General features: G+C 40.9%; 24 protein-coding genes. 15 read left to right on the top strand and 9 right to left on the bottom strand.

Annotated features, from left to right (window positions below; genetic code table 11):
• Nucleotides 1–8 precede the first annotated feature (8 nt).
• A complete protein-coding gene (locus HEQ36_RS07840; protein WP_168635666.1) occupies nt 9–3995 on the bottom strand; it encodes a magnesium chelatase subunit H in 3987 nt (1328 codons plus the stop codon).
• Between the two features lie 394 nt (nt 3996–4389).
• On the opposite strand from HEQ36_RS07840, the gene HEQ36_RS07835 reads away from it, so the two are divergent.
• The 4 genes from HEQ36_RS07835 (at nt 4390) to HEQ36_RS07820 (ending at nt 8582) form a co-directional block, all read left to right on the top strand.
• Nucleotides 4390–5925 (top strand): GTPase, encoded by a 1536-nt coding sequence (locus HEQ36_RS07835; protein ID WP_168635665.1) that lies wholly within the window; start codon nt 4390–4392, stop codon nt 5923–5925.
• Nucleotides 5926–5966: 41 nt separating this feature from the next.
• On the top strand, nt 5967–7919 hold the full coding sequence (locus HEQ36_RS07830; RefSeq protein ID WP_168635664.1) for a hypothetical protein: 1953 nt from the start codon (nt 5967–5969) through the stop codon (nt 7917–7919).
• A gap of 209 nt (nt 7920–8128) precedes the next feature.
• Complete coding sequence (locus HEQ36_RS07825; protein WP_205748478.1) at nt 8129–8293, top strand: hypothetical protein; 165 nt, start codon at nt 8129–8131, stop codon at nt 8291–8293.
• A 64-nt stretch (nt 8294–8357) separates the two neighbouring features.
• Nucleotides 8358–8582 (top strand): hypothetical protein, encoded by a 225-nt coding sequence (locus tag HEQ36_RS07820; protein WP_205748477.1) that lies wholly within the window; start codon nt 8358–8360, stop codon nt 8580–8582.
• Nucleotides 8583–8660: 78 nt separating this feature from the next.
• Here HEQ36_RS07820 and HEQ36_RS07815 read toward each other — a convergent pair whose 3' ends face one another.
• Nucleotides 8661–9080: a PIN domain-containing protein gene (locus tag HEQ36_RS07815; RefSeq protein WP_039199932.1), complete on the bottom strand. Its 420-nt coding sequence runs from the start codon at nt 9078–9080 to the stop codon at nt 8661–8663.
• Nucleotides 9059–9334 carry a hypothetical protein gene (locus tag HEQ36_RS07810; RefSeq protein ID WP_027402764.1) on the bottom strand — a complete coding sequence of 92 codons (276 nt, stop codon included), beginning with the start codon at nt 9332–9334 and terminating at the stop codon, nt 9059–9061. The genes HEQ36_RS07815 and HEQ36_RS07810 overlap by 22 nt, the downstream gene beginning before the upstream one ends.
• 241 nt (nt 9335–9575) lie before the next feature.
• On the opposite strand from HEQ36_RS07810, the gene HEQ36_RS07805 reads away from it, so the two are divergent.
• The 8 genes from HEQ36_RS07805 (at nt 9576) to HEQ36_RS07770 (ending at nt 13594) form a co-directional block, all read left to right on the top strand.
• A complete protein-coding gene (locus HEQ36_RS07805; protein WP_168635661.1) occupies nt 9576–9776 on the top strand; it encodes a type II toxin-antitoxin system VapB family antitoxin in 201 nt (66 codons plus the stop codon).
• A complete protein-coding gene (locus tag HEQ36_RS07800; protein ID WP_168635660.1) occupies nt 9773–10183 on the top strand; it encodes a PIN domain-containing protein in 411 nt (136 codons plus the stop codon). The genes HEQ36_RS07805 and HEQ36_RS07800 overlap by 4 nt, the downstream gene beginning before the upstream one ends.
• Before the next feature lie 325 nt (nt 10184–10508).
• Nucleotides 10509–10805: a hypothetical protein gene (locus HEQ36_RS07795; protein WP_053541124.1), complete on the top strand. Its 297-nt coding sequence runs from the start codon at nt 10509–10511 to the stop codon at nt 10803–10805.
• A 4-nt stretch (nt 10806–10809) separates the two neighbouring features.
• Nucleotides 10810–11208, top strand: a complete 399-nt coding sequence (locus HEQ36_RS07790) for a type II toxin-antitoxin system VapC family toxin (protein WP_168635659.1) — start codon at nt 10810–10812, stop codon at nt 11206–11208.
• A 638-nt stretch (nt 11209–11846) separates the two neighbouring features.
• The gene (locus HEQ36_RS07785; RefSeq protein ID WP_053541127.1) at nt 11847–12065 is read left to right on the top strand and encodes a hypothetical protein; all 219 of its coding nucleotides are present in this window, start codon (nt 11847–11849) and stop codon (nt 12063–12065) included.
• Between the two features lie 220 nt (nt 12066–12285).
• The gene (locus HEQ36_RS07780) at nt 12286–12447 is read left to right on the top strand and encodes a hypothetical protein (protein ID WP_233455438.1); all 162 of its coding nucleotides are present in this window, start codon (nt 12286–12288) and stop codon (nt 12445–12447) included.
• A 210-nt stretch (nt 12448–12657) separates the two neighbouring features.
• Nucleotides 12658–12975 (top strand): hypothetical protein, encoded by a 318-nt coding sequence (locus HEQ36_RS07775; RefSeq protein ID WP_168635658.1) that lies wholly within the window; start codon nt 12658–12660, stop codon nt 12973–12975.
• Nucleotides 12976–13051: 76 nt separating this feature from the next.
• Complete coding sequence (locus HEQ36_RS07770; protein WP_168635657.1) at nt 13052–13594, top strand: hypothetical protein; 543 nt, start codon at nt 13052–13054, stop codon at nt 13592–13594.
• Between the two features lie 285 nt (nt 13595–13879).
• On the opposite strand, the gene HEQ36_RS07765 is transcribed toward HEQ36_RS07770, so the two are convergent.
• Together HEQ36_RS07765 and HEQ36_RS07760 are read right to left on the bottom strand one after the other, a co-directional pair.
• Entirely contained in the window at nt 13880–14059 is a 180-nt protein-coding gene (locus tag HEQ36_RS07765; RefSeq protein ID WP_290601490.1) for a hypothetical protein, read from the bottom strand.
• 86 nt (nt 14060–14145) lie between these two features.
• Entirely contained in the window at nt 14146–14493 is a 348-nt protein-coding gene (locus HEQ36_RS07760; RefSeq protein ID WP_168635656.1) for a hypothetical protein, read from the bottom strand.
• Between HEQ36_RS07760 and HEQ36_RS07755 the strand changes: the two genes are divergently transcribed.
• Both HEQ36_RS07755 and HEQ36_RS07750 read left to right on the top strand, forming a co-directional pair.
• Nucleotides 14474–14737, top strand: a complete 264-nt coding sequence (locus HEQ36_RS07755; protein ID WP_233455437.1) for a hypothetical protein — start codon at nt 14474–14476, stop codon at nt 14735–14737. The genes HEQ36_RS07760 and HEQ36_RS07755 overlap by 20 nt on opposite strands.
• Nucleotides 14738–14958: 221 nt before the next feature.
• On the top strand, nt 14959–15411 hold the full coding sequence (locus HEQ36_RS07750; RefSeq protein WP_168635655.1) for a hypothetical protein: 453 nt from the start codon (nt 14959–14961) through the stop codon (nt 15409–15411).
• Nucleotides 15412–15414: 3 nt separating this feature from the next.
• Here the strand turns inward: HEQ36_RS07750 and HEQ36_RS07745 are convergent, their stop codons facing one another.
• The 3 genes from HEQ36_RS07745 to HEQ36_RS07735 all read right to left on the bottom strand — a co-directional run bounded on the left by HEQ36_RS07745 (nt 15415) and on the right by HEQ36_RS07735 (nt 17839).
• Nucleotides 15415–16332, bottom strand: coding sequence for an NAD(+) kinase (locus tag HEQ36_RS07745; protein WP_168635654.1), 918 nt, complete (start codon nt 16330–16332; stop codon nt 15415–15417).
• A gap of 83 nt (nt 16333–16415) precedes the next feature.
• On the bottom strand, nt 16416–17417 hold the full coding sequence (locus HEQ36_RS07740) for an SDR family oxidoreductase (RefSeq protein WP_053541134.1): 1002 nt from the start codon (nt 17415–17417) through the stop codon (nt 16416–16418).
• Nucleotides 17418–17734: 317 nt separating this feature from the next.
• On the bottom strand, nt 17735–17839 hold the full coding sequence (locus tag HEQ36_RS07735; protein ID WP_039199595.1) for a PetM family cytochrome b6-f complex subunit 7: 105 nt from the start codon (nt 17837–17839) through the stop codon (nt 17735–17737).
• Nucleotides 17840–18052: 213 nt separating this feature from the next.
• Here HEQ36_RS07735 and pdxA point away from each other — a divergent pair, with 213 nt between their 5' ends.
• On the top strand, nt 18053–19093 hold the full coding sequence (pdxA, locus tag HEQ36_RS07730; RefSeq protein WP_168635653.1) for a 4-hydroxythreonine-4-phosphate dehydrogenase PdxA: 1041 nt from the start codon (nt 18053–18055) through the stop codon (nt 19091–19093).
• 399 nt (nt 19094–19492) lie between these two features.
• Here pdxA and tkt read toward each other — a convergent pair whose 3' ends face one another.
• On the bottom strand, nt 19493–21505 hold the full coding sequence (gene tkt / locus HEQ36_RS07725) for a transketolase (RefSeq protein ID WP_053541136.1): 2013 nt from the start codon (nt 21503–21505) through the stop codon (nt 19493–19495).
• Nucleotides 21506–21637 lie beyond the last annotated feature (132 nt).

The raw sequence follows: 21637 nt of genomic DNA, 5'->3' as shown, positions 1-21637 counted from the left end.
GTTACAAACTATTCTATACCCTCAATCCGGTTTTCCACCTCCTGATACAACTCTCTCAACTTGTCTAAATTCTCCTCGCTAGTCTCCCAATAACCGCGTCCATTCATTTCCAATAAAGTAGAAACAATCTTGCGGAAAGAATGAGGATTGAGATTCATCAAACGCTTTTGCATTTCCTCATCTTTGATGAAAGTTTCGTTTGTGTCCTCATAAATCCAATTATCCACAGCGCCAGCAGTCGCACTCCAACCAGTAGTATTTACCAACCGTTTAGAAAGTTCCCGCACACCTTCGTAACCGTGAGACAACATCCCCTCATACCATTTGGGATTTAATAACTTAGTCCGCGCATCTAAACGCACAGTTTCTGATAAACTTCTCACCTGTGCATTCGCTGTAGTTGTATCTGCAATGTAAGAAGATGGTTTCTTACCATCTGCACGCAGACTTGCTACTAACTTAGTCGGATCTGAGTCAAAATAGTGGGAAACATCTGTTAAACTGATTTCCGAAGAATCGAGATTCTGGAAAGTTGCATCAGCAGTTTTCAAAGTCGTTTCAAAAATCTCCCGTGACTCATCCATAACCCCAGGATTATCAGAATTGAAAGAGAAAGATTTCCGTTTCAAATACATTTCCTGTAACTCAGCTTCACTATCCCAAGTGCTATTCTCCACCGCCAGGTTAATATTAGAAGAATAAGAACCAGAAGCATTAGAGAAAACGCGAGTTGCAGCTTGACGCAGATTTATGCCCATGTCCTCAGCTTGTTTCAAAGCGTGCTTGCGGACAAAGTTCATTTCCAAAGGTTCATCAGCTTCCGCAGCCATTTTCACACCTTGGTCCAGCAAGTTCATTTGGTTAATGAACAAGTCGCGGAATACACCAGAACAGTTAATTACAACGTCAATTCTGGGACGACCTAACTCTGATAAAGGTATTAATTCCAACTTGTTCACCCGTCCCAAAGCATCGGGTACTGGACGCACACCAATCATCCACATAATTTGGGCGAGGGATTCACCGTAGGTTTTGATATTATCTGTACCCCAGAGAACACAGGCAATGGTTTCTGGCCAGTTTCCTTCATTTTCCGACTTATTCCGTTCCAACAACCTATCCACGACGATTTTCGCAGATTGGACTGCGGCAGAAGTGGGGATAGATTGGGGATCTAAAGCGTGAATATTTTTACCAGTGGGTAATACGTCAGGATTACGGATAGGATCTCCACCGGGACCAGGGAGAATATATTCACCGGCTAAACCTTGGAGAAGTCCACCGAGTTCGTTATCTGCACAAACTTGTTTTAAGCAGAATTCCAAATATTCAAACAGGGGTTTTAACGCAGAGGTATCAACTTTTGTGTAACCTGATTGATGCAGTGATTCTACCCAAGGTTCTTTTCTCCCCATGTTGAAGAAGTTCAACTTGGAAACAGCTATCACTCTACCTTCTGCGTCAATTTGTTCTTGGACTAAAGCTGTGACAGCCGCACGGGTAGCAAGGGTGATATCTTGTAATAGTTGCACATCTGCCAAAATGCCGGCATCGTTGTTTTTGTAGATATCTTCAATGTTGCGTCCCAGACTTCTAGCGATAATTCCGGGTAAACCTTGAATTTCTTCCTCTTGTCGGTCTAAACTAGCAATGTTGACTAAAGTTGCGATCGCTTCTTCGGCACTAGGAGGCTTACCAATTACGTGCAGTCCACAAGGTAACAAGCGCGATTCAATCTCCATCAACCGCCGATAAACGCTACCAACAATGTTATCCCGTTCTTCCGAGGACATATCCTTAGAATCGGTTTCTGGTAACTCAATATCCTTGTCTAAGTTGACAATGCGGCATTTATCCATGATGGAATTGACAATGGAAACACCGCGTCCAGTGTCTTTCAAAGTTTGGTAAGAAGCAATTAACTCGCTGAGTTCCTTCAAACCCTTGTATAAACCAGCATTTTCCGCAGGTGGTGTCAGGTAAGAAATTGTTTCTGCATAACTGCGACGTTTGGCAATTGTGGCTTCACTGGGGTTATTGGCTGCGTAATAATACAGATTAGGAATTGAGCCAATTAGTTGATCTGGGTAACAATCACCGGACATCCCCATTTGCTTACCGGGCATAAATTCCAATGAGCCATGTGTCCCAAAGTGTAACACAGCATCAGCGCCCCAAATCCGTTCTAAATAGGTGTAATATGCTGCAAAACCGTGGTGGGGACTTGCGGAACGGGAGAATAACAACCGCATGGGGTCGCCTTCATAACCAAATGTTGGCTGCACACCAATAAACACATTACCAAATTGTTTCCCATAAATCAAGAGATTTTGTCCGTCGCTGTTCAAGTTTCCGGGAGGTGGTCCCCAGTTTTCTTCTAAGCGTTGGGAGTAGGGTGTCAGTGCTTCATATTCTGGCACGGACATTTTGTAAGCAATGTTGAGTTCGGGACTGTTGTATTGTGCTTGTGCGTCGTGGATGACTTGTTCTAGCAACTCTTGGGGGGTTTCGGGAATGTCCTGCACGTCGTAACCGTTGTTTCTCAGTCCTTTCATGACTTCATGAATAGAACCGAATACGTCTAAATATGCGGCTGTACCCACGTTACCTTTGTCAGGAGGGAAGCTGAAAACGGTAATAGCAACTTTTTTGTCTAGTTTGGGTTTACGGCGCAGATTTGCCCATTTTAATGCCCGTTGAGCGACTATTTCTACTCTATCTTGTAAAGCGATCGCTCTCCCGGTTGCCCCATCTTTACCTGATAAGATAATCGGCTCAATTGCCCCGTCTAGTTCGGGTATAGCAATCTGTAAAGCCACTTGAATGGGATGTAACCCCAAATCGCTATCTAGCCATTCTTCCGTAGTCTGGAAGACCAAAGGCAAGGCGACCATGTAGGGACGATTTAACCGTTTTAAGGCCTCAATAGCTTTAGGATGATCTTGTCTAGCGGGTCCACCCACCAAAGCGAAACCAGTTAAAGATACCACCGCATCTATTAACTGCATTTTTGTAATTGGTTCATAGAAGTAAGCTTCTATTGGTTTAGAGAAATCCAAACCACCTGCAAATACAGGTAAAACTCTTGCCCCTAATGATTCCAATTCCTGCACAATTGCCACATAATGGGCATCATCGCCGGTAACGAGGTGAGTCCGTTGTAAAACCAAACCTACACAGGGTGCAAGGGGGTCTTTGAGGTCTTGGGAAATGTCCTTGCGGGCAGAATACCAGTTCAGATATTCTCGCACATCCTCAAACATAGTCGGCGCTAAAGGATGCCAAATTCCCATGTCGGGATAAACAACTGGTGCTTCATACTTAGCAGCAGCAAAGCTTTCTTTTTCCGCGCCTTTCAATACGTATTTATCAGCCAGCATCAGCAAGAAGTTTTCCAGGTTTTCGGCTGAACCACCTAGCCAATACTGAAAACTGAGCATGAAGTTTCTCGCGTCTTGTGCTTTTTCCATAGGGAGGAATTTCAGCACTTGGGGGAGAGTCCGCAATAACTTCAACATTCCGTCTTGGAAACCAGCGCCAGATTTCTCCTTGCGCTTCTTCATGAAGTTAGCGATCACGCTCTTGGATTGTCCTAACTGCGCCAAAGAGAAGCTACCCATTTTATTGAGGCGCATAACTTCGGGCATGGAGGGGAAGACAACGGATACATCTAGGTTATCACGATGGGGTTCAACTGCGGCAACTACTTTCTGTGCTAAGTCTTCTATAAAAATTAGAGAAGCAATGAATATATTAGCACTGGCTATATCGCGTTTCAACTCCTCATAGTTTTCAGAGTTGCGTAGTTCTTCAATCAAGTATCCACTGATTTCTATGGCCACGCTGGGATGATTAGCGTTAATTTCCCGTACCGCTTGCGATAATGCACTTTGGTATTGGGATTCTAGCACGACATAGACAACCTTGATTAACTTACGTCCCCGTAAATCGTCAGGTGTAATATGTCGAATCGTGGACTTGACTTGGGTAAACATTCAAATAAGCTCCTTTCAAGCGTGTTCTCATGAAGTTCCTCACAGCTAATATGGCCGTTTGTAACTGCAATTATTTTCGGCAATAAGAGTTTTTTAGCAGAAAACTCGGATTCTGTGGGGGTTTTGTCCTATATCTGACACAAAATGATATAGAAAACAACATATTTATTCATAAATCTTAACAAAGAATGCAGGTTTTCTCACCTGGGTTTAAATTTTGTTTACATAGCTATAATGTTTTGTAATAAAAATTTGGTACTGACAGTACAGTATTGTGATATTCTGGTTTTGAGTTGAGGGCAGTAGCGTCTCGAAGAGATAGCGCTACCTAAGCTTAAAATCTGGCAAAGCAAATAACTATTGACAATTTTCGGAGATCGGTGAGGAGGTATATTTGGCTGATTTCACTACTCTTACTAAAGCTAAAAATAGACTAGTCGAAGCTCTAGTGACTCTCCCAGAAGAAACAATTCTGTTATCTGGTGGTGATTCGTCTTCCAGTTTTACTCAAACAAATCTTGCCGAAGTTGTTAAGCAAGATGTGGAAAGATTAGAAGACTTTTGGCAATTTCTTGAGAGCTATCGTAATCTTAAAATTATTGCATTGGTTGGAATGCTAAATACAGGCAAATCTGCTATTGGTAATCTTCTCTTACATCGTGGTGAGTCAGATGTTTTTCAGGAAGCCTGCATTCGTGAAACTTCGCAAGCTCAAAAAGCCAAAATTGACGAGGAAACTATGGTTGTTGACTTGCCGGGACTAGGATCTGTTTTATGTGAAGAAGACGATGCGATTGTCAAAAACATAATACGTCGAGCAAATTTACTTTTACTCGTACTTGACATTAGTTATCCTATTCCAAGACACCTTTATGATTTTCTTAAAAGCAGTGAGGTCATTAAGAATGGAAGCTTACAGAAAATTGTTATTGTCATTAATAAAATAGATTGTTTGTCTGATCTACCTGAAAAAGTTCAACAGAAGCAAATTCAGAGCTATATTAATTTTCTGAAGCACGGTAATCAAAAAATGGAATTTGAAGGGATTGCTCAACTTTTTGATTATGAGATACTCATCGTACCATTTTCGGTTATGGAAGCAAGAAGGAGTTCCAATATTGATCGAGAGCTTCAACTAAGGAGAGTGATTGACAATTCTCTTAATGACAATGCAAATACAGCTATTAATCGGGCTGAATACGACTTACTAGAAGTAGCAAGCAAGTATTTAGTTGTTATCGCAAGCTATGCAGTAATGCAGAAAAAAATACAAGATTTAGATAGTCGAATGACCTCAACTATCAAGGTTGTAAGTCAGCAAATTGCAGAATCATTTAACCGTGAAGTTACTAGATTTTCAGAGAGATGTGTGTCAATTCGAGAATCATGTTTTCGAGAAATGAATGGATGTACTACTGATAGTGGAGAGAGGTTTTGGAAAGGAGATAATTTTCAATGGAAAAAAGAGAAATTGAGTAAATGTCGAGATCGACATCAGGAGCAAATTGTCTCTGAATTCAATAATCTCTCTAGTAATCTGCGTAGTAATATTTCAATTATTGCAAGGAGCTTCTTTGGTAATGTTTCCATTTCTACCCCCGATAGTGATGCAATTACATCAGCCTTAAAAAATTCTATCTACGAAATTTGGGATGCTTTTGATGATTATTGGTTTTTAGACAAAGAAAAATACACCTTTGATAGAAGTGTTGAGCAATCAAATGAATACTTATCTCAGGCAGCTAGTCACTTGAGCAATTGGCTCTCAGAATTTGACGATGCTATTTCCAGAAGCCTGCGATCACGAATTGAGGATATCAGTTTATACAAAGAATTTGTGTATTACAAATCTCATGCCGATTCTTTAGAGTCATTTTGTGAGAAATTTATCTCGATTGATTATTTTGAACAAGCATTTCTAAGGAGTTAGTACACTAAACATTTGAACACAAAAACATAAGGAGAAAAATAATGACTCAACAACAAAGCTACAAGACATTTCGCGTCAACATCAACACGACTACTTTGCTTGATGATTTTGCTCCAGTCTTAATTGGTGACATTTCTCAAAAATTCCAACCAATTTTTCAGTTGAAGGAAGATTACTGCTCTCAGTTGGAACAAAACTGCACTAAATTTCAAACATTTCCAGAATTTTCTAGTCTCATAAACACTTTACGGGATTACACAAAGAAACTCAAAGCTGATTTTTCTGATTGTGAGGAGAATGTTGGTTACTTCACCCTAGTATTTATGGGTGCTGTCAGTGCTGGAAAAACCTCAATGATCTGCGACTTTTTAAATGTTAATCCCGATCAACTCAACGAAGCACTACGAAACAGTAAGAACTTTCAACAGGGCAGTGATGATGTAGTAATCGCGGGGGAAGTCGCTACCGCAAATGTCTATGAGTTTTTAGTTGATTCTAGCCGGATTCGCTTGGTAGACGTTCCGGGAACAGGTGGTGTTGTCCACGACAATACGACTCTTGCTCCTTTTGTGAATAAAGCTGATTGCGTAATCTTTTTGTCTAATGCTCAATCTGATCTGACTCGTGATGATTATGATTTTGTAGTACGTCACATCGTTGGATTGCGAAATACAAATGAATTAACACCTGAGACTGCATCCAACAAAAAAGCATTAATTGTCGTCAATAAGTGGAAGACAGTAGCTCAAAACCTACCGCCACACAGACAAGAGCAAGAATGGCTCAGAAAAAAAGATTGGATTCTCTGGGGCGACAGCAAAAAGAAAGGGGAAAAATTCAATGGTTTGAGTGAACTATTTAAAAGAACTCTTACTATCGTTCCCGCTACTACAAGTCAAAGGGTATTTGATGAGGAAAGTAAAAATTACGAGCAATATGGGCAAGTTCAACTTGATGAAGTGACGGATTCGCTCAAAAATATTCTTTTGGAAGAAGGTATTCAAATTAAGCTAGAGCGTCCTAAGATTATCTTGAAGCGTTCTTTGTCCGAAGTGCAAGAGATATTAGCAAATGAAAGAACTAAACGCTCTGTTGACGAATTGGTTGCCCAGCTTGAACAGATGGGAGTTAAAGTTGCTCTTGATTCTAGCTCGATCATGTTGCTTCTTAGCTCTCGTTTAGATAATTTGCAAAATCGGCTGAAGAATGACTTATTTTATCAAATCAAATATGGTCTTGACCAGTGGAAACCTAGTGTTTCGGTAATGCAACGCATTAAAGGGGTATGGCCAAAAGAGTGGTGGGGATCTGAGAAATTTGGGGCAAAAGCCGTCCAAGAGGAATTAAAAGATCGTTGGAAGACCGAGATTGAAGCTTTATTGAAAGAAAGCCTCAAACCAGAAGATATTAAACGTACAGTCCGTGATGAAGCGGACTCAATTGGTAAACTTTTAGAAGCCACTTTCAAAGCGCAGTTGGCTGAACTGCAAAACCAAATACTTAAGGATAAGTTATCGAGAGGGGTTTCCCTTCAACCTTTGGATAGTAGTAGTTTTAGTCTTACTGGTTCTAGTAGCACACTGGAAAATGCAGTGAACAAAGCAGTTTCTGAAGTTCAGTATAGCATCGTCGATGACATTATTGGCATTCTTACTGTAGATTGGATAATTGCTGTTTTGATTGGTACTTTTCTCTCGCCTATTGGTAGTGCAGCATTTTTGGCAATTCGGCGTTGGATGAGTGGTCAAGCAGAAGAGAAAAAAGCAAAGCGTAATATTGAAGATGAAATTTGGCTTATTGCTGATGAGGCATCAAGGGGTTTGCAAGAGCAAGTGGCTAATAAGTTGCGTGGTTCTGTACAAAGGTCTGTGGATAGCATTACGCAAGTCATCAAGGGCGAACGTGATAGCTTGAGTAATTTACTGCAATCTCTTGATGATGCGATCTTAACTGTCAAAAAAATCCGCGATCGCTTAGAAGCTATCTCTAAATAGCTACTTGATGTGGTTAGAGTGATCGCTGTTTGGGGATGTGGGGTGCGAATCGTTTAAAATTAGGGTAGTGCGATAGCGAAGCGCTCCGTAGGAATCGCTGTTTGGGGATGTGAGGTGCGATCGTTTAAAATTGGGGTAGTGCGATAGCGAAGCGCTCCGTAGGAATCGCTGTTTGGGGATATGAGGTGCGATCGTTTAAAATTAGGGTTGTGTGCGATAGCGAAGCGCTCCGTAGGAATCGCTGTTTGGGGATGTTGGGGTGCGATCGTTTAAGATTGGGGTGTGCGATCGCTGTTTGGGATGTTGGGGTGCGATCGTTTAAAATTGGGGTTGTGTGCGATCGCTGTTTGGGGATGTGGGGTGCGATCGTTTAAAATTGGGGTTGTGTGCGATCGCTGTTTGGGGATGTGGGGTGCGATCGTTTAAAATTGGGGTTGTGTGCGATCGCTGTTTGGGGATGTGGGGTGCGATCGTTTAAAATTAGGGGTTGTGTGCGATCGCTGTTTGGGGATGTTGGGGTGCGATAGCGAAGCGCTCCGTAGGAATCGTTTAAAATTAGGGGGTTGTGTGCGATCGCTATTTAGGAATAAGTTGGGAGAGCGATCGTTTAAAATTGGGGTAGTGCGATCGCTGTTTGGGGATGTTGGGAGTGCGATCGTTTAAAATTGGGGTTGTGAGCGATCGCTGTTTAGGATGTTGCTTGGGAGAGCGATCGCGCTTATATATTAACTATTATTTCTTTCAAGGCAAAATCTCAAAACAATCACAATGCTGAGGTCGAAATAATCTAAAATCTCGCTGATCTAAAGTCAATATTCTTTTAATATCAAAACGTTCAGCTATAGCCATAACACTTGCATCTACAAAATCAATTCGACTATCTGCATATTCATCCAAAATTTCCGCAACACGCACCAAATCTTGATCTGTCAAAGCTACTAAAATAAATCTACTTGCAGATAGTCCTTTTAAGAAAGCTACTAATGTTGCTGAACCTGCATTACGTCCTACTAAATAAGCCACTTCTGCTAATACTGTTTGTGGCAATAAAATTTGTTTTTGTTGTGTGTATACTGGTGTTACACTATTGTGCATTGTATCCAAACGATTCAACAATGCGACAACAAAGCCAGTATCAGCTACTGCTGGGGTTCTTTCCATGTCCAACCTGATTTCTCTGTCACTTCATTTTGGAGAATATCTTCGGAATTAATAGCTAAATCAGGTGTGGCTGCAAATAAGCCAATTAATGGATCAGATACAGCATCATTAACTGTTTCTAGTGATTGGATTTCCAGGTATGATCTGACAGCTTCACTAATAATTGATTCCGGTGATTGACCACGGTTACTAGCCAGATTGATCAGTTTTTCGAGTAAAGTCTGTTCTGGATTCCAGTTAAATGTAGATTTCACAAGATAATTTCTCTCTTATTAACCACAAATAATATTATAACAAATAAGTGCAATTTTATTAACTAATTATTTGCTTAGTGTCTTAATGAAGAAGCGCGACCTAGGAATCGCCGAAAATTAGGGTATTTGTGAGCGATAGCGAAGCGCTGCTGCAAGCAGTTCGTTTAAAATTAGGGGGTTGTGAGCGATCGCCTAGAGTGAGCTACCATTTATTTAGTCATTGTTAGGATCAGAATTGATTATGACTACATCTCTCAACATCAACGAAGCCTTACTAAATGAGGCGTTGGCACTTGACAATCAGGTGAACATTGATTCTTTAGTAGAAACAGCGCTGCGCGAATATATTCAACGTCGTAAGCGGCTCAAAGTATTAGACCTCTTTGGGACTATCGAGTATGACGAAACCTATAACTATAAGCAGCAACGTCATCAAGCATGAGTATTATTGTTGATACTTCCGTTTGGTCATTGGCTCTACGTCGGAAAACACCGTCTGATTCTTCCCCAGCAGTCACAATATTGCAGAATCTAATTACTAATGACCAAGTTGCCTTATTAGGCGCGATTCGTCAAGAAATTCTTTCTGGAATCCGCAATTTTGAACAGTTTACCCGTCTGCGAGATTACCTCCGAGCTTTCCCTGATTTAGAACTCATGGCTGAAGACTACGAACTTGCCGCCGAATTTTTCAATACCTGCCGCAGTAAAGGCATTCAGGGTTCAAATACTGATTTTTTGATTTGTGCAGTTGCTCATCGTCGAAGCTACAGCATTCTCTCCACTGACAATGATTTTCAGAATTTTCTAGTACATATTCCTATTATTTTATTGCCTGTTGAGGGTTAGCGCGATAGCGAAGCGCTGCTCCAAGCAGTTCGCCTAAAATTGGGGTGGTTGTGTGCGATAGCGAAGCGCTCCGTAGGAATCGCTGTTTGGGGATGTTGGGAGTGCGATAGCGAAGCGCTCCGTAGGAATCGCTGTTTGGGGATGTTGGGAGTGCGATAGCGAAGCGCTGCTGCAAGCAGTTCGTTTAAAATTGGGGAGTTGTGTGCGATAGCGAAGCACTCCGTAAGAATCGCTGTTTGGTAATGAGTATTAAAAAATTAATTTATTGAACGATATAATATAAATAAGAATTAGATTTTTCCAAAGCACAAACAGAGTAAACATCATGCAAGAACAATTAACCGACTATCAACAAGAACTAACAGAACGCATTTCTCATGTTGTAGATAAACTATTTCGAGGTAGTAGTTTCTACATGGTGAAATTAGATCAATATGAAATGACCGCAACGTTAATAGAATTATTTAGCAGATTTTCACCAGAAGAAATGAGAGCAATTAAAGAACATGATTTAACCAGAAGGATTGGTAAAATATTAACATTAGAAGCTGTTGCTGGGACATTAAATGATTTAACACCAGAAGAAATAGCGATTTTTGATGCAGCAGTAGCCAGAAAATAAACCCATGAATTTTTTACTTGATTCAAATATTGTTAGTTATGCGTTAAAGAAAAATATAACTATAAATAATAAATTGAGAGAGTTAAGCTTTCTCGGTTCAGAAATATTTATTAGTTGTATAACCTACTATGAAATTAAAAGAGGTTTAATATCTCTCAATGCTACTAAACAATTGGTAGATTTTCATGGATTTTGTAATGATTATCCTGTATTATTTTTAGATGATTTAGAAATTATTGAAAAATCTTGTGAAATTCACGCAAAATTAAAAGCTAAAGGTACTCCTATCCAAGATGCTGATGTTTTAATAGCAGCTACAGCAATTGTCCGCGATTTAATTCTCGTTTCTAATGATTCTGATTTATTAAGAATTGAAGGACTTAAATTAGAAAATTGGTTGTGATAGAAATTTAGGAATCAGTTGGGAGAGCAATCATTTAAAATTAGGGGGTTGTGAGCGATAGCGAAGCGCTCCGCAGGAATCGCTGTTTGGGGATATGGGGTGCGATAGCGTTCGCGGTAGCGTCCCGGAGGGAACTAGCGCGACCTAGGAATCGTTTAAAATTAGGGTGGTTGTGGGCGATCACCGTTTGGGGAATGTTGGGGTGCGATTATGATTTTTTTGTCTGAATCAGGATAACCAGGATTAAAGGATTCACAGGATGTTATTTAATAATTGTTGGTGAAAATTTGGGGATGATTTTGTTTATTCTGATATGGCTAACGCCACGCTACGCTATCAGACAATTACAACATTAACTACCAACAAACAAATGAGCAATTACATCCTGTACATCCTCAAATCCTGGACATCCTGATTCAGACAAAAAATCCGCGTTTATCTGCGTTCAACCCTTAATCAAGAAAAATAGGCGATCGCTGTTTGGGGATGTGGGGTGCGATTGTTTAAAATTAGGGAGTTGTGAGCGAAGCGCGACCTAGGAATCGCTATTTGGGGATGTTGGGGTGCGATAGCGTTCGCGGTAGCGTCCCGGAGGGAACTAGCGCGACCTAGGAATCGGGAGACTGTGGTGCAATTCAATGCAGAATTTAATAACTGATGACCAAGTAGCCTTACTAGGCGCGATTCAGTCTATGGGAGGAGTTTTCGCCGCGATTGGTACACCGGCTGTTTCCCCCAAACCCCGTGGAAAGTCTCCTGGCTGGCCTACTGGGAGAATCCGCTTACGCAGAATTCGCTACCCTACAGTCAAAAATACTACTCCTAGACCCAAGAAGGAACAACCTAAATCGGCTTGACCTCTTAGTTTTTCTAGTTTGAGCTATGTAATTTGTAAACTCAGTCCTTCTGGGTCATTTTGTCATGCCTTAGTCTAAACTCCAGGTATTTATTGGTTCTAGAGATGGTGAAGCTGCTACATTTCCCATTCCGAAATATTGCAAAGATGGTAAAATTTTACCTAAATGGCGAACTTTAGGAGATGCCATAACAGATTTAATTGATACAGAACGAGAATTTATGGCTTATCCAGAAAGTCGCTTAAAATATTTAAGATTATTGGAATCTGGACAAAACTGGAAGCATTTACCAGAAGAATTAAAACAAGAAGCTATGGGAGGTGCTTATAATTCGGGAGGTGGAAAAGTAGGTTTTTATAGAAATAGTATTTATCCATTATAGCTTAAACTAAGAATTTGCATCAACTAGATATCTAGCCAACTTCTGAAAATGATCGATATCTTAATCAAGAAGGTATCGCTGTTTAGGAATAAGTTGGTTGGGGTGCGATAGCGAAGCGCTCCGCAGAAATCGCCATTTAGGAACAAGTTGGGTGTTGCTTGGGAGAGCGATCGCTAAGTTAAGAACTTACTTAAATACTAATGAAACATAATGAAAAAATTGGTTCTTACTTCTCGCTTCAGGCGATTTTTGCGAAAATTCATCAGACATGATCAGAATTTACAAGCACGAATTGAGGAAACATTACAGCAAATGGAAATAGATTTATTTGCTGCTAACCTTGCTACTCATCAGCTAAAAGGTGAGTTTGATGGTTTGCGTGCTTGTTCCTGTAGATATGACTGTCGAAACCTTTGTAGAGATGTTCCATGTACAGGGATTCTCGGCTCTACATCTTCTTTGGAGATGTCTAATCCTATATTTCTCACTTTGTTCTCAACAAAGTCATATTCTATGCAAAAGCTGTAAGAATTGAAAGCACAAAAATAAAATAAAATAAAATCAGTTACTATAAATATAGCTAACTTCATTTTCAATAACTACCATGACGACAAATTCTATTTTTCGCCTATCCCCAATCATTCGTATCACATTATTAACATTATATATAGCCTTAACAGTTCCTTTACCTATTTTGGCTAAAGTTACTTCTGCCTCTGTTCCTCCATCATTGTTAATCGTAGGAATTATCGCCGGTTTTGTGATTTTATATGCTGTACTTTCTGAAAGAGTTATAACAGATGAGGAAAAAATTCAAGTCACTTATCCAGTGTGGATACCACGCTTTTTCCTTCCTGGTTGGTCTTTGCTTTGGTCGGATGTTAAAGATTTAAAACCACGTACTACTGGTCAAGGTGGATTAGTCTATTATTTTATCAGTCATGATGGTAAAGGTTATTTATTACCCATGCGTATAGCTGGTTTATCTCAGCTACTCAAAATTGTTCAAGAAAAAACTAATATTAATACTCACGATGTTAACCCTTTCTCACAACCTTGGATGTATATTATTTTATTTGGTTGTACCTTATTATTACTTTTAGTAGATATTTGGACTATTACTAATAGTATGACCGGTCTCCCGTAGATTGGGTTGAAGTATGGAACTGCTGCAAATAAGCCAATTAACGGATCAGATACAGTATCATCAACTGTTTATGGTGATTGTATTTCCATGTATAATCTGACAATTTCACTAATAATTGATTCTGGTGATTGACCACATTTACTAGCCAGATTGATTAGGTAGTAACTGCAATTCCTCTATTCTTTTGGGACTTTTGAGGAAAATACTGCCTGCAAAAATAATGGGTTTTTGAGAAAAGCAAACCCTCTTTTCCTAACCGGAATCGCATGGATTTATATTTGATGATTAATCTCCACATTTTAAAAGGTAGTTATAACCATCCATGCTTTGACAGTCTTGGTTATTAACTAGCGCAAACATATTATCACCAGTACCTCCCGTTCCTCTAATCCAATAGACTCTTGACTTAGGACTGACTCCCAATCTGGTAGCAGCGACTCTTGGAGGTACATAATTTACTGTCATCTGATAGAACTAAGTTTGTTGCTTGTCCTATCATACCACGAATGTCTGGCTATGTCTAGTATGTCATGGTAAATTACGTCCTATCTCTAACTCCTCTTAATTTCAACTCGTAAGTTACCGTTGTAACGCATATTTATGACATTATCGGATAGAAACTGCGAACCTAAACGGTAACTATATTTAGGCATTGAACTTCCATCTGGATTCAGGGCAAACATATTCTGTCCAGTGCCACCAGTACCTTTAATTTTGACAAGGACAGATATATTGCTATTTTCTAGGCGACCTGATACAAAAAGAACATTCTGTTCAGGAACATACATAATACTATCAAAACTCTTAAACTTTTGTTCTCCTAGCCATTTGCCTGTAGATGCGTCGGTTTTAGTCAGTAATGTAATATAAAAAAGTAAGATGCCTTCTTCTAAAGCCATGCACAATAAATTGATGAATCTTACCTACGAAATTGAACTCCAAACTGGTGAGAAATTGATACTACCTGAATCTTTAGTTCAGAACATTGGAGCGGGACGTTGGTTAATTACTATCGAACCATTAATAGAGGCGAAAGCAGTATCTACTCGCAGTCATGATGCCTTTCTCAAAGGATATGCACCAGAAGATGAGGGGTTATATGATGACTGGGATCTGAAATATCAAAATCATCCTGTTATCTAAAGAGCGCTCACTTGACTTTCAAGATAGTCGCTACAAATAACTTTAATTCAATTTTTGTGTGTTACCACCACCCCCAAGATTTAAACCATCTGGACTCTCATACACTTGACCACCTACGAAATAAGTGATAACACTATTTCTATTGGTACACGTCATTCTTTGTACTTCTCCAGTCCCTCTATACGCGCTTGCAGTATTGCCACCGCGATTTAACTGGGAAAATGGAAATAAATCCTATACTTCAAAAAGGGTTAGATATAGGCATAAAAACCACATTAGAAGAATTAGTAACTTCTGGAAAATTAACGCTGAAAGTAATTACAGAAATTCGTCCTCTTCCAGAACCACAATTCAACAGTATTTGGATTGAACATAGAGAAGAAATTTACCGCTTTTTCCGTGAAGCATTGAATAACGTGATCCAACACGCCCAACCACCTCACGGTACGGCTACCCAAGTATTTGTTAGTTTAGAGCAACAGGGAGATAAATGTACTTTAGTAATAGCAAATGATGGAGCTATTTTAGCATCTACTTATAGACCCAAAAAAGGCGGCTATGGTACTAAAATTATGGATACTGTAGCCCGTGAACTTATAAATGGTGTATGGGAAATATCAGTTTTATCGAATGAAGAAGTGCGAGTTACACTAAGTTGGCATTTACCTAACTGACAATTAAGGCAATTCTACAGAATTAGGTTTAGCAATATGCGGTAAACCCCAACCAAGTTTTTCCCTAAGAATACGGAAAAATTCCGGTGACTGGAGACGAATAAATCGGGCGCTATAGGGCGATCGCTCTAAATATACCCGATCTTCCGGTAAAATATAACATCCACCATTACCATCCACAACCATCACCAACCGGGGAATATTCACAGGATATATATTGACTGGTTCACTATCGGGAAACACCAAAGCCCTAGAAGCCAGAGAATGAGGACAAATAGGTACTAACTGCAATACAGGCACACCGGGAGTAATTACTGGACCACCTGCGCTTAAAGAATAAGCCGTTGAACCAGTGGGAGTAGAAACAATAATTCCATCAGCCGCAATATCCACAGGTGAATGTCGTCCCACCGCAATTTCAAAATGGCACATACAAGTTAAAGGTTCTCGATGTAGCACCATTTCATTTAAACAGAGGGCTTCCCATTTCACCGTATCTCCCCGCATAACTTTAACGGTGAGCATAGCTCTATCTTCAACCTGATATGCACCCGCCATTGCCTGTTCTAAGGCTTGGGGCAATTGGTTAAGATAAATTTCCGTCAGAAATCCCATGTGACCAGTATTTACCGTCAGCATGGGGATACCAGAGGGGGCTACCAGGCGTGATGCTGCTAATACAGTTCCATCACCTCCTAACACCACAGTAAATTTCATATCTGAGTCAAAGCCAGGGGGCGTAAGACCTTCAATGGGGGTGTGAAAGACAGGACTATCTGGTTGAGAATAGCCCAATATCCCACCGATACTAGCTGTGATGTACACATCCCAACCAGCAGCGGTAAGTTTGTCTTTTAGTTCAATAGCGACACTACTCGCTATCGGTTTAACGTCGTTATAGATAATGCCTGCTTTCGGCACACTCAAATATCCAAGTCTAAGGGCTGTTTTTTATGTATCTCATAGTTACACATTTTGGACTAATGTAACCATAAGTCTCATATTTATTGACTATTGGCTTTGGAAGATTCTTTAAAGGGAGTCTTTTTACTTTTGAGCTTTTTGCTTTTAGCTTTCTCGTAATCTAACTGTTTCAGCTTGTTCATAATCCGGCTGAAATATTCTTGTAGATATACTTCCAGTGTGGTGGTTTGCTGTTTGTCTAAACCAAAAATAGTATATACTTCGTCCATATTTTCTGCGTTTAGAGCTTTACCACTGGCTAAAACTTCTGTAAAAGCTAATCTATCAGCAACATTCCATCCCCATTGAAAGCAGCGTAGTAAATTCCGTACAGCCCGTAATAATCCAATGGGCATTCGTGTAACTTTTGCATCTCTATCAGACAAGCGCTCGCAAAGATTAATAATTTCCTCGGCACTCCAAGCACGAGTTCCCACGACTGGGAAAGCTTGCTTTTCTGTTTCTGGTACTGTCAAAGCCCGCACTGCAAATTTAGCAATATCTTGAGTATCCATGTAGCCAATAGGTGAGGATGTTCCCGTCACCCATACTGGTTGTTTTTCTAAAATAGGTATACCATATTGACCAATTAATCCTTGCATAAATCCAGCCAAACGTAAAATTGTGTAGTTTAAACCGGATTCTACCAAGTATGCTTCTGTACATCCCTTAATTTCCATTAGTGGTACATTGGGATATTTATCAGCATCGAGAATGGAAAAGAAGATAAATCTTTCTACACCAGCGGCTTTGGCTGCTTGAATTAATGCTACTTTTCCATCCCAATCTACCTCTTTAATAGTTAGAGAATCTGTAGCACGGGACGTAGCGGCATCAATAACTGCTGTTACTCCCGTCAATGCTTCCGTCAGGGTTTGCGGATTGCACAAGTTTCCTCGTACCAGTTCTGCACCCCATTCTTTCAAAAAAGCTGCTTTTTTAGGACTCCGAACGAGACAGCGGACTTTGTATCCTTCATCAATTGCGCGACGGGCTACTTGTCTTCCCAGTGTGCCAGTTGCACCAACTATTAATAATGTCATGGGGTTGGTTATATATCTTAATGTTTATGAAAAGAATCTTAACAGAATTAGTTATGTAAATAAAACTTTACATCATTTTAATAAAAGATTTAGGAGTTCAGGAGTTCAGGAGTTCAGGAGTTCAGGAGTTCAGGAGTTCAGGAGTCACCGAGTCACCGAGTCAGGAGTCACCGAGTCAGGAGTCACCGAGTCAGGATGAAGAATTAATTTTTTTCCCCTACTTCCCCTACTTCCCCTACTTCCCCTACTTCCCTTACTTCCCTTACTTCCCCTACTTCCCCTACTTCCCCTACTTCCCCTACTCCCCTACTTCCCCTCTACTCTTCTGCGCCTTGAATTTTGAGTAACAAAGCACCGATCGCCCAACCTACGAAGATTAGACCGAAAGATAGCATAGCTGCATTTAATATTTCGCTGCCCATTTGCTGTAATGCTCCTTTGTGGATTGTTGATTTATGTTTCCTGTTTTTCAGACCGCTGAATTTGATTTGAAGGCTCAAATCTTATTTTCAACTTTGAGGATTCAGATAAACTGGGTCTATCAGAATTATTGAGATTAAACCTCTATCAATAATTCTAAACCAATTTAGGGATGATATTCGGGGATAGACGACGATGGGCAGGGATACAAGATCATGATTAATCAAGATAAACGTCCGCGTTTGGTGCTGACACTGGGAGATCCGGCGGGTATTGGCTCTGAGGTAGTTTTGAAGGCTTTGGCTGATCCTGAAGTTACTCAAGATTGTGATGTGGTGGTGGTGGGAAATAGAATTTTATTAACTCAGGTTTATGAAAATATCAGTAAAAATATTGATAATTCCCTCGCTTTGGTCAATCCTGCTGATTTGTCTGTAGTTGATGTGCCTAGTGCTGGTGAAATTATTACTGGTGTGGGGAATGCAGCTAGTGGTGCGGCGAGTTTTGCTTATATGGAATATGCCATATCTCAAACTTTGGCGGGTGAGTTTGATGGAATTGTTACCGGACCTATCGCTAAATCTGCTTGGAAGGCTGCTGGTTACAATTATCCAGGACAAACGGAACTTTTAGCCGCAAGGGCTGGTGTGGAGCGTTTTGGGATGTTGTTTGTGGGGCGATCGCCTTTTACTGGTTGGACTCTGCGGGCTTTACTTGCTACCACACATATTCCTTTACGTCAAGTAGCTGAGGCATTAACACCGCAGTTGTTGACACAGAAATTAGATTTGCTAGTGGAGTATTTGGAAAATGATTTGGGGATTAAAAATGGGAGAATTGCGATCGCCGGGTTAAATCCCCACAGCGGTGAAATGGGACAACTAGGAACGGAAGAAATAGATTGGTTAATTCCCTGGCTGGAGTCAGAACGCCAAAAACGCCCCCATTTACAGCTAGAAGGACCCATCCCCCCAGATACAATGTGGGTGAAACCAGGTATGGCTTGGTATGGTAATTCTTCAGTTAAAAATCCGGCTGATGGTTACTTGGCACTTTATCACGACCAAGGTTTAATTCCCGTGAAGTTGATGGCTTTTGATCGGGCTGTCAATACTACCATTGGTTTACCGTTTGTGCGGACTTCCCCGGATCATGGTACAGCTTTTGATATTGCCGGCAAAGGCATTGCTGACCCAACAAGTATGAAAGCAGCGATTAATTTGGCGGTTGAAATTAGTCGGGAGGGTTTAATATGACAGGACATAAAAAGTTTATACTCAAAACGGCTTGATTGTTTGATTCTAAACGTAGGGGTAAAGCAAGAGCTTCATTGGTGTCAACTTAACGTAAAACCTCTATCCCGCAAAGAACTCAAGTCATCTCATTCCCAGTCTCTGACCCTTCCCTACGAGGCTACGGTGTACACACAAGTGTTATCTGCAAGGGTTTCAGGCGTTATAGACCCCTGAAATTGTCATTACGAGCGCAAGTAATCACATAATCTCGTGGTTTCATTCCGCACTTCGTGCCGCTTCGCTAACATCGCCCAACAACACTGATTAAGCTGCGCTTAATTTTGCTCGTTGGGCAATTCGTCACTTACGCGTATTCATCTCACCACCTACCCGATAGGGTAGGTGAGAGGCTTCTACTGTTTAAACTAACAATGCTTTGGCTTTAGCTAAAACATTATCAACAGTGAAGCCAAACTTCTCCAAACAAATACCACCAGGAGCAGAAGCACCAAAAGTATCAATACTTACAGTGTCGCCTTCACTACCTGTATATTTGTGCCAACCGAAGCTACTAGCAGCTTCTACCGATAGACGCTTAGTAACAGCTTTTGGTAGAACAGATTCTTTGTAAGCTGCATCTTGTGTATCGAACAAGGTAGAAGAAGGCATAGAAACTACACGAACCTTCTTACCGACCGCAGTTAATTTTTCTGCTGCACTTACACAGAGGCTGACTTCTGAACCAGTACCAATCAAGATGATATCTGGTGTACCTTGGCAATCAACAATTGTATATCCACCCTTAGCGACACCTGCAATGGATGTACCTGCCAAGTTAGGAACATTTTGACGAGTGAACGCCAATAAAGTGGAAGCGTGTGCTTTAGACTTCTCAATTGCGACTTTGTAACCACCAGAGGTTTCATTTCCGTCAGCAGGACGAATTACGGTTAAATCAGGAATGGCACGCAAAGAAGCAAGGGTTTCAATAGGTTGGTGAGTAGGACCATCTTCACCTTGACCAATGGAGTCGTGAGTCATGACCCAAATTGAACCAGCTTCAGAGAGCGCAGCCAAACGAATAGCAGCCCGCATATAATCTGTGAAGATTAGGAAGGTTGCACCGTAGGGAATTAAACCTGAGTTGTGCAACGCCATACCATTACAGATTGCACCCATTGCGTGTTCCCGCACACCAAAGTGGATGTTGCGGTTGGCAAAATGTCCTTTTTGGAAGTCTCCAGCACCTTTGAGTTCGGTGAGGTTGGAGTGGGTTAAGTCAGCAGAACCACCAATTAATTCTGGCAAAACAGCCCCGAGTTTGTTGAGGCAGTTTTCTGAGTGTTTGCGGGTGGGTAATGCTTTGTCTTCGGTTGTGTAGGTAGGTAATACTTTGTCCCAACCGTCTGGTAATTTACCAGTAATGAAACGGTCAAATTCCGCTGCTTCTTGGGGGTATTTAGCTTTGTAGTCAGCATAAACTGTATTCCATTCGGATTCGTAACCTGCACCGCGTTCTACTGCTTTGCGAGTATGATTTAGAGCATCTTCAGGAACTACAAAGGCATCATATTCCCAACCTAAGTTTTTGCGGGTAGCGATGGTTTCTTCTGGACCCAAAGCCGCACCGTGAATACCAGCGGTATCTTGTTTGTTAGGAGAACCATAACCAATGGTGGTTGTCACCTTAATCATGGTGGGTTTGTCGGTGACGGCTTTTGCAGCTTCAATAGCTTTGGCAATTCCCGCTAAGTCGGTGTTACCGTCTTTAACGTGGATAACGTGCCAACCGTAAGATTCAAAGCGTTTGGAAACGTCTTCAGTGAAAGCTACATCTGTAGAACCATCAATGGAGATGTGGTTATCGTCATAAAGAGCAATCAGTTTACCTAATCCCCAGTGTCCAGCAATGGAAGCAGCTTCACCGGAAATTCCTTCCATGTTGCAACCATCACCCAGAAGTACATAAGTATAATGATCAACTATCTTGGCATCTGGTTTGTTGAACTTAGCAGCTAGGTGTGCTTCTGCTACTGCTAAACCCACTGCATTGGCAATTCCTTGACCTAAAGGACCTGTGGTAACTTCTACACCGGCTGTAACAAAATTTTCGGGGTGGCCTGGGGTCTTAGCACCCCATTGACGAAATTGCTTGATGTCGTCTATGGTAACGCTATCGTAGCCGGTTAAGTACAGTAGGGCATACTGCAACATTGAACCATGACCAGCGGATAAAACAAAGCGATCGCGGTTGAACCACTGAGGATTTTTGGGGTTATAGCGCATGAAGCTATCCCAAAGCACAAAAGCCATTGGAGCCGCGCCCATCGGTAGTCCAGGGTGTCCCGATTTAGATTTTTCTATGGCATCTACAGCCAAAAAGCGGATCGAATTAATACAAAGTTCTTGGATGGATTGGGTTGCAACAGCCATAATCTCTTATTGTTAACGACGGGTTAGGACTCTTTTTAGCTTGTTCTTGTTGGGTTCATTATCAAGTGATCCCACTTTTCTCATCATCCCATTCCTAATTGTCAATGGACAAGGGGGATATTGTGAGTTTTT

It is taken from the genome of Anabaena sp. 54 (assembly GCF_017355725.1).
In the GTDB taxonomy this organism is placed as follows: Bacteria; Cyanobacteriota; Cyanobacteriia; order Cyanobacteriales; family Nostocaceae; genus Dolichospermum; species Dolichospermum heterosporum.
This window is presented reverse-complemented; position numbering and strand designations above follow the sequence as displayed.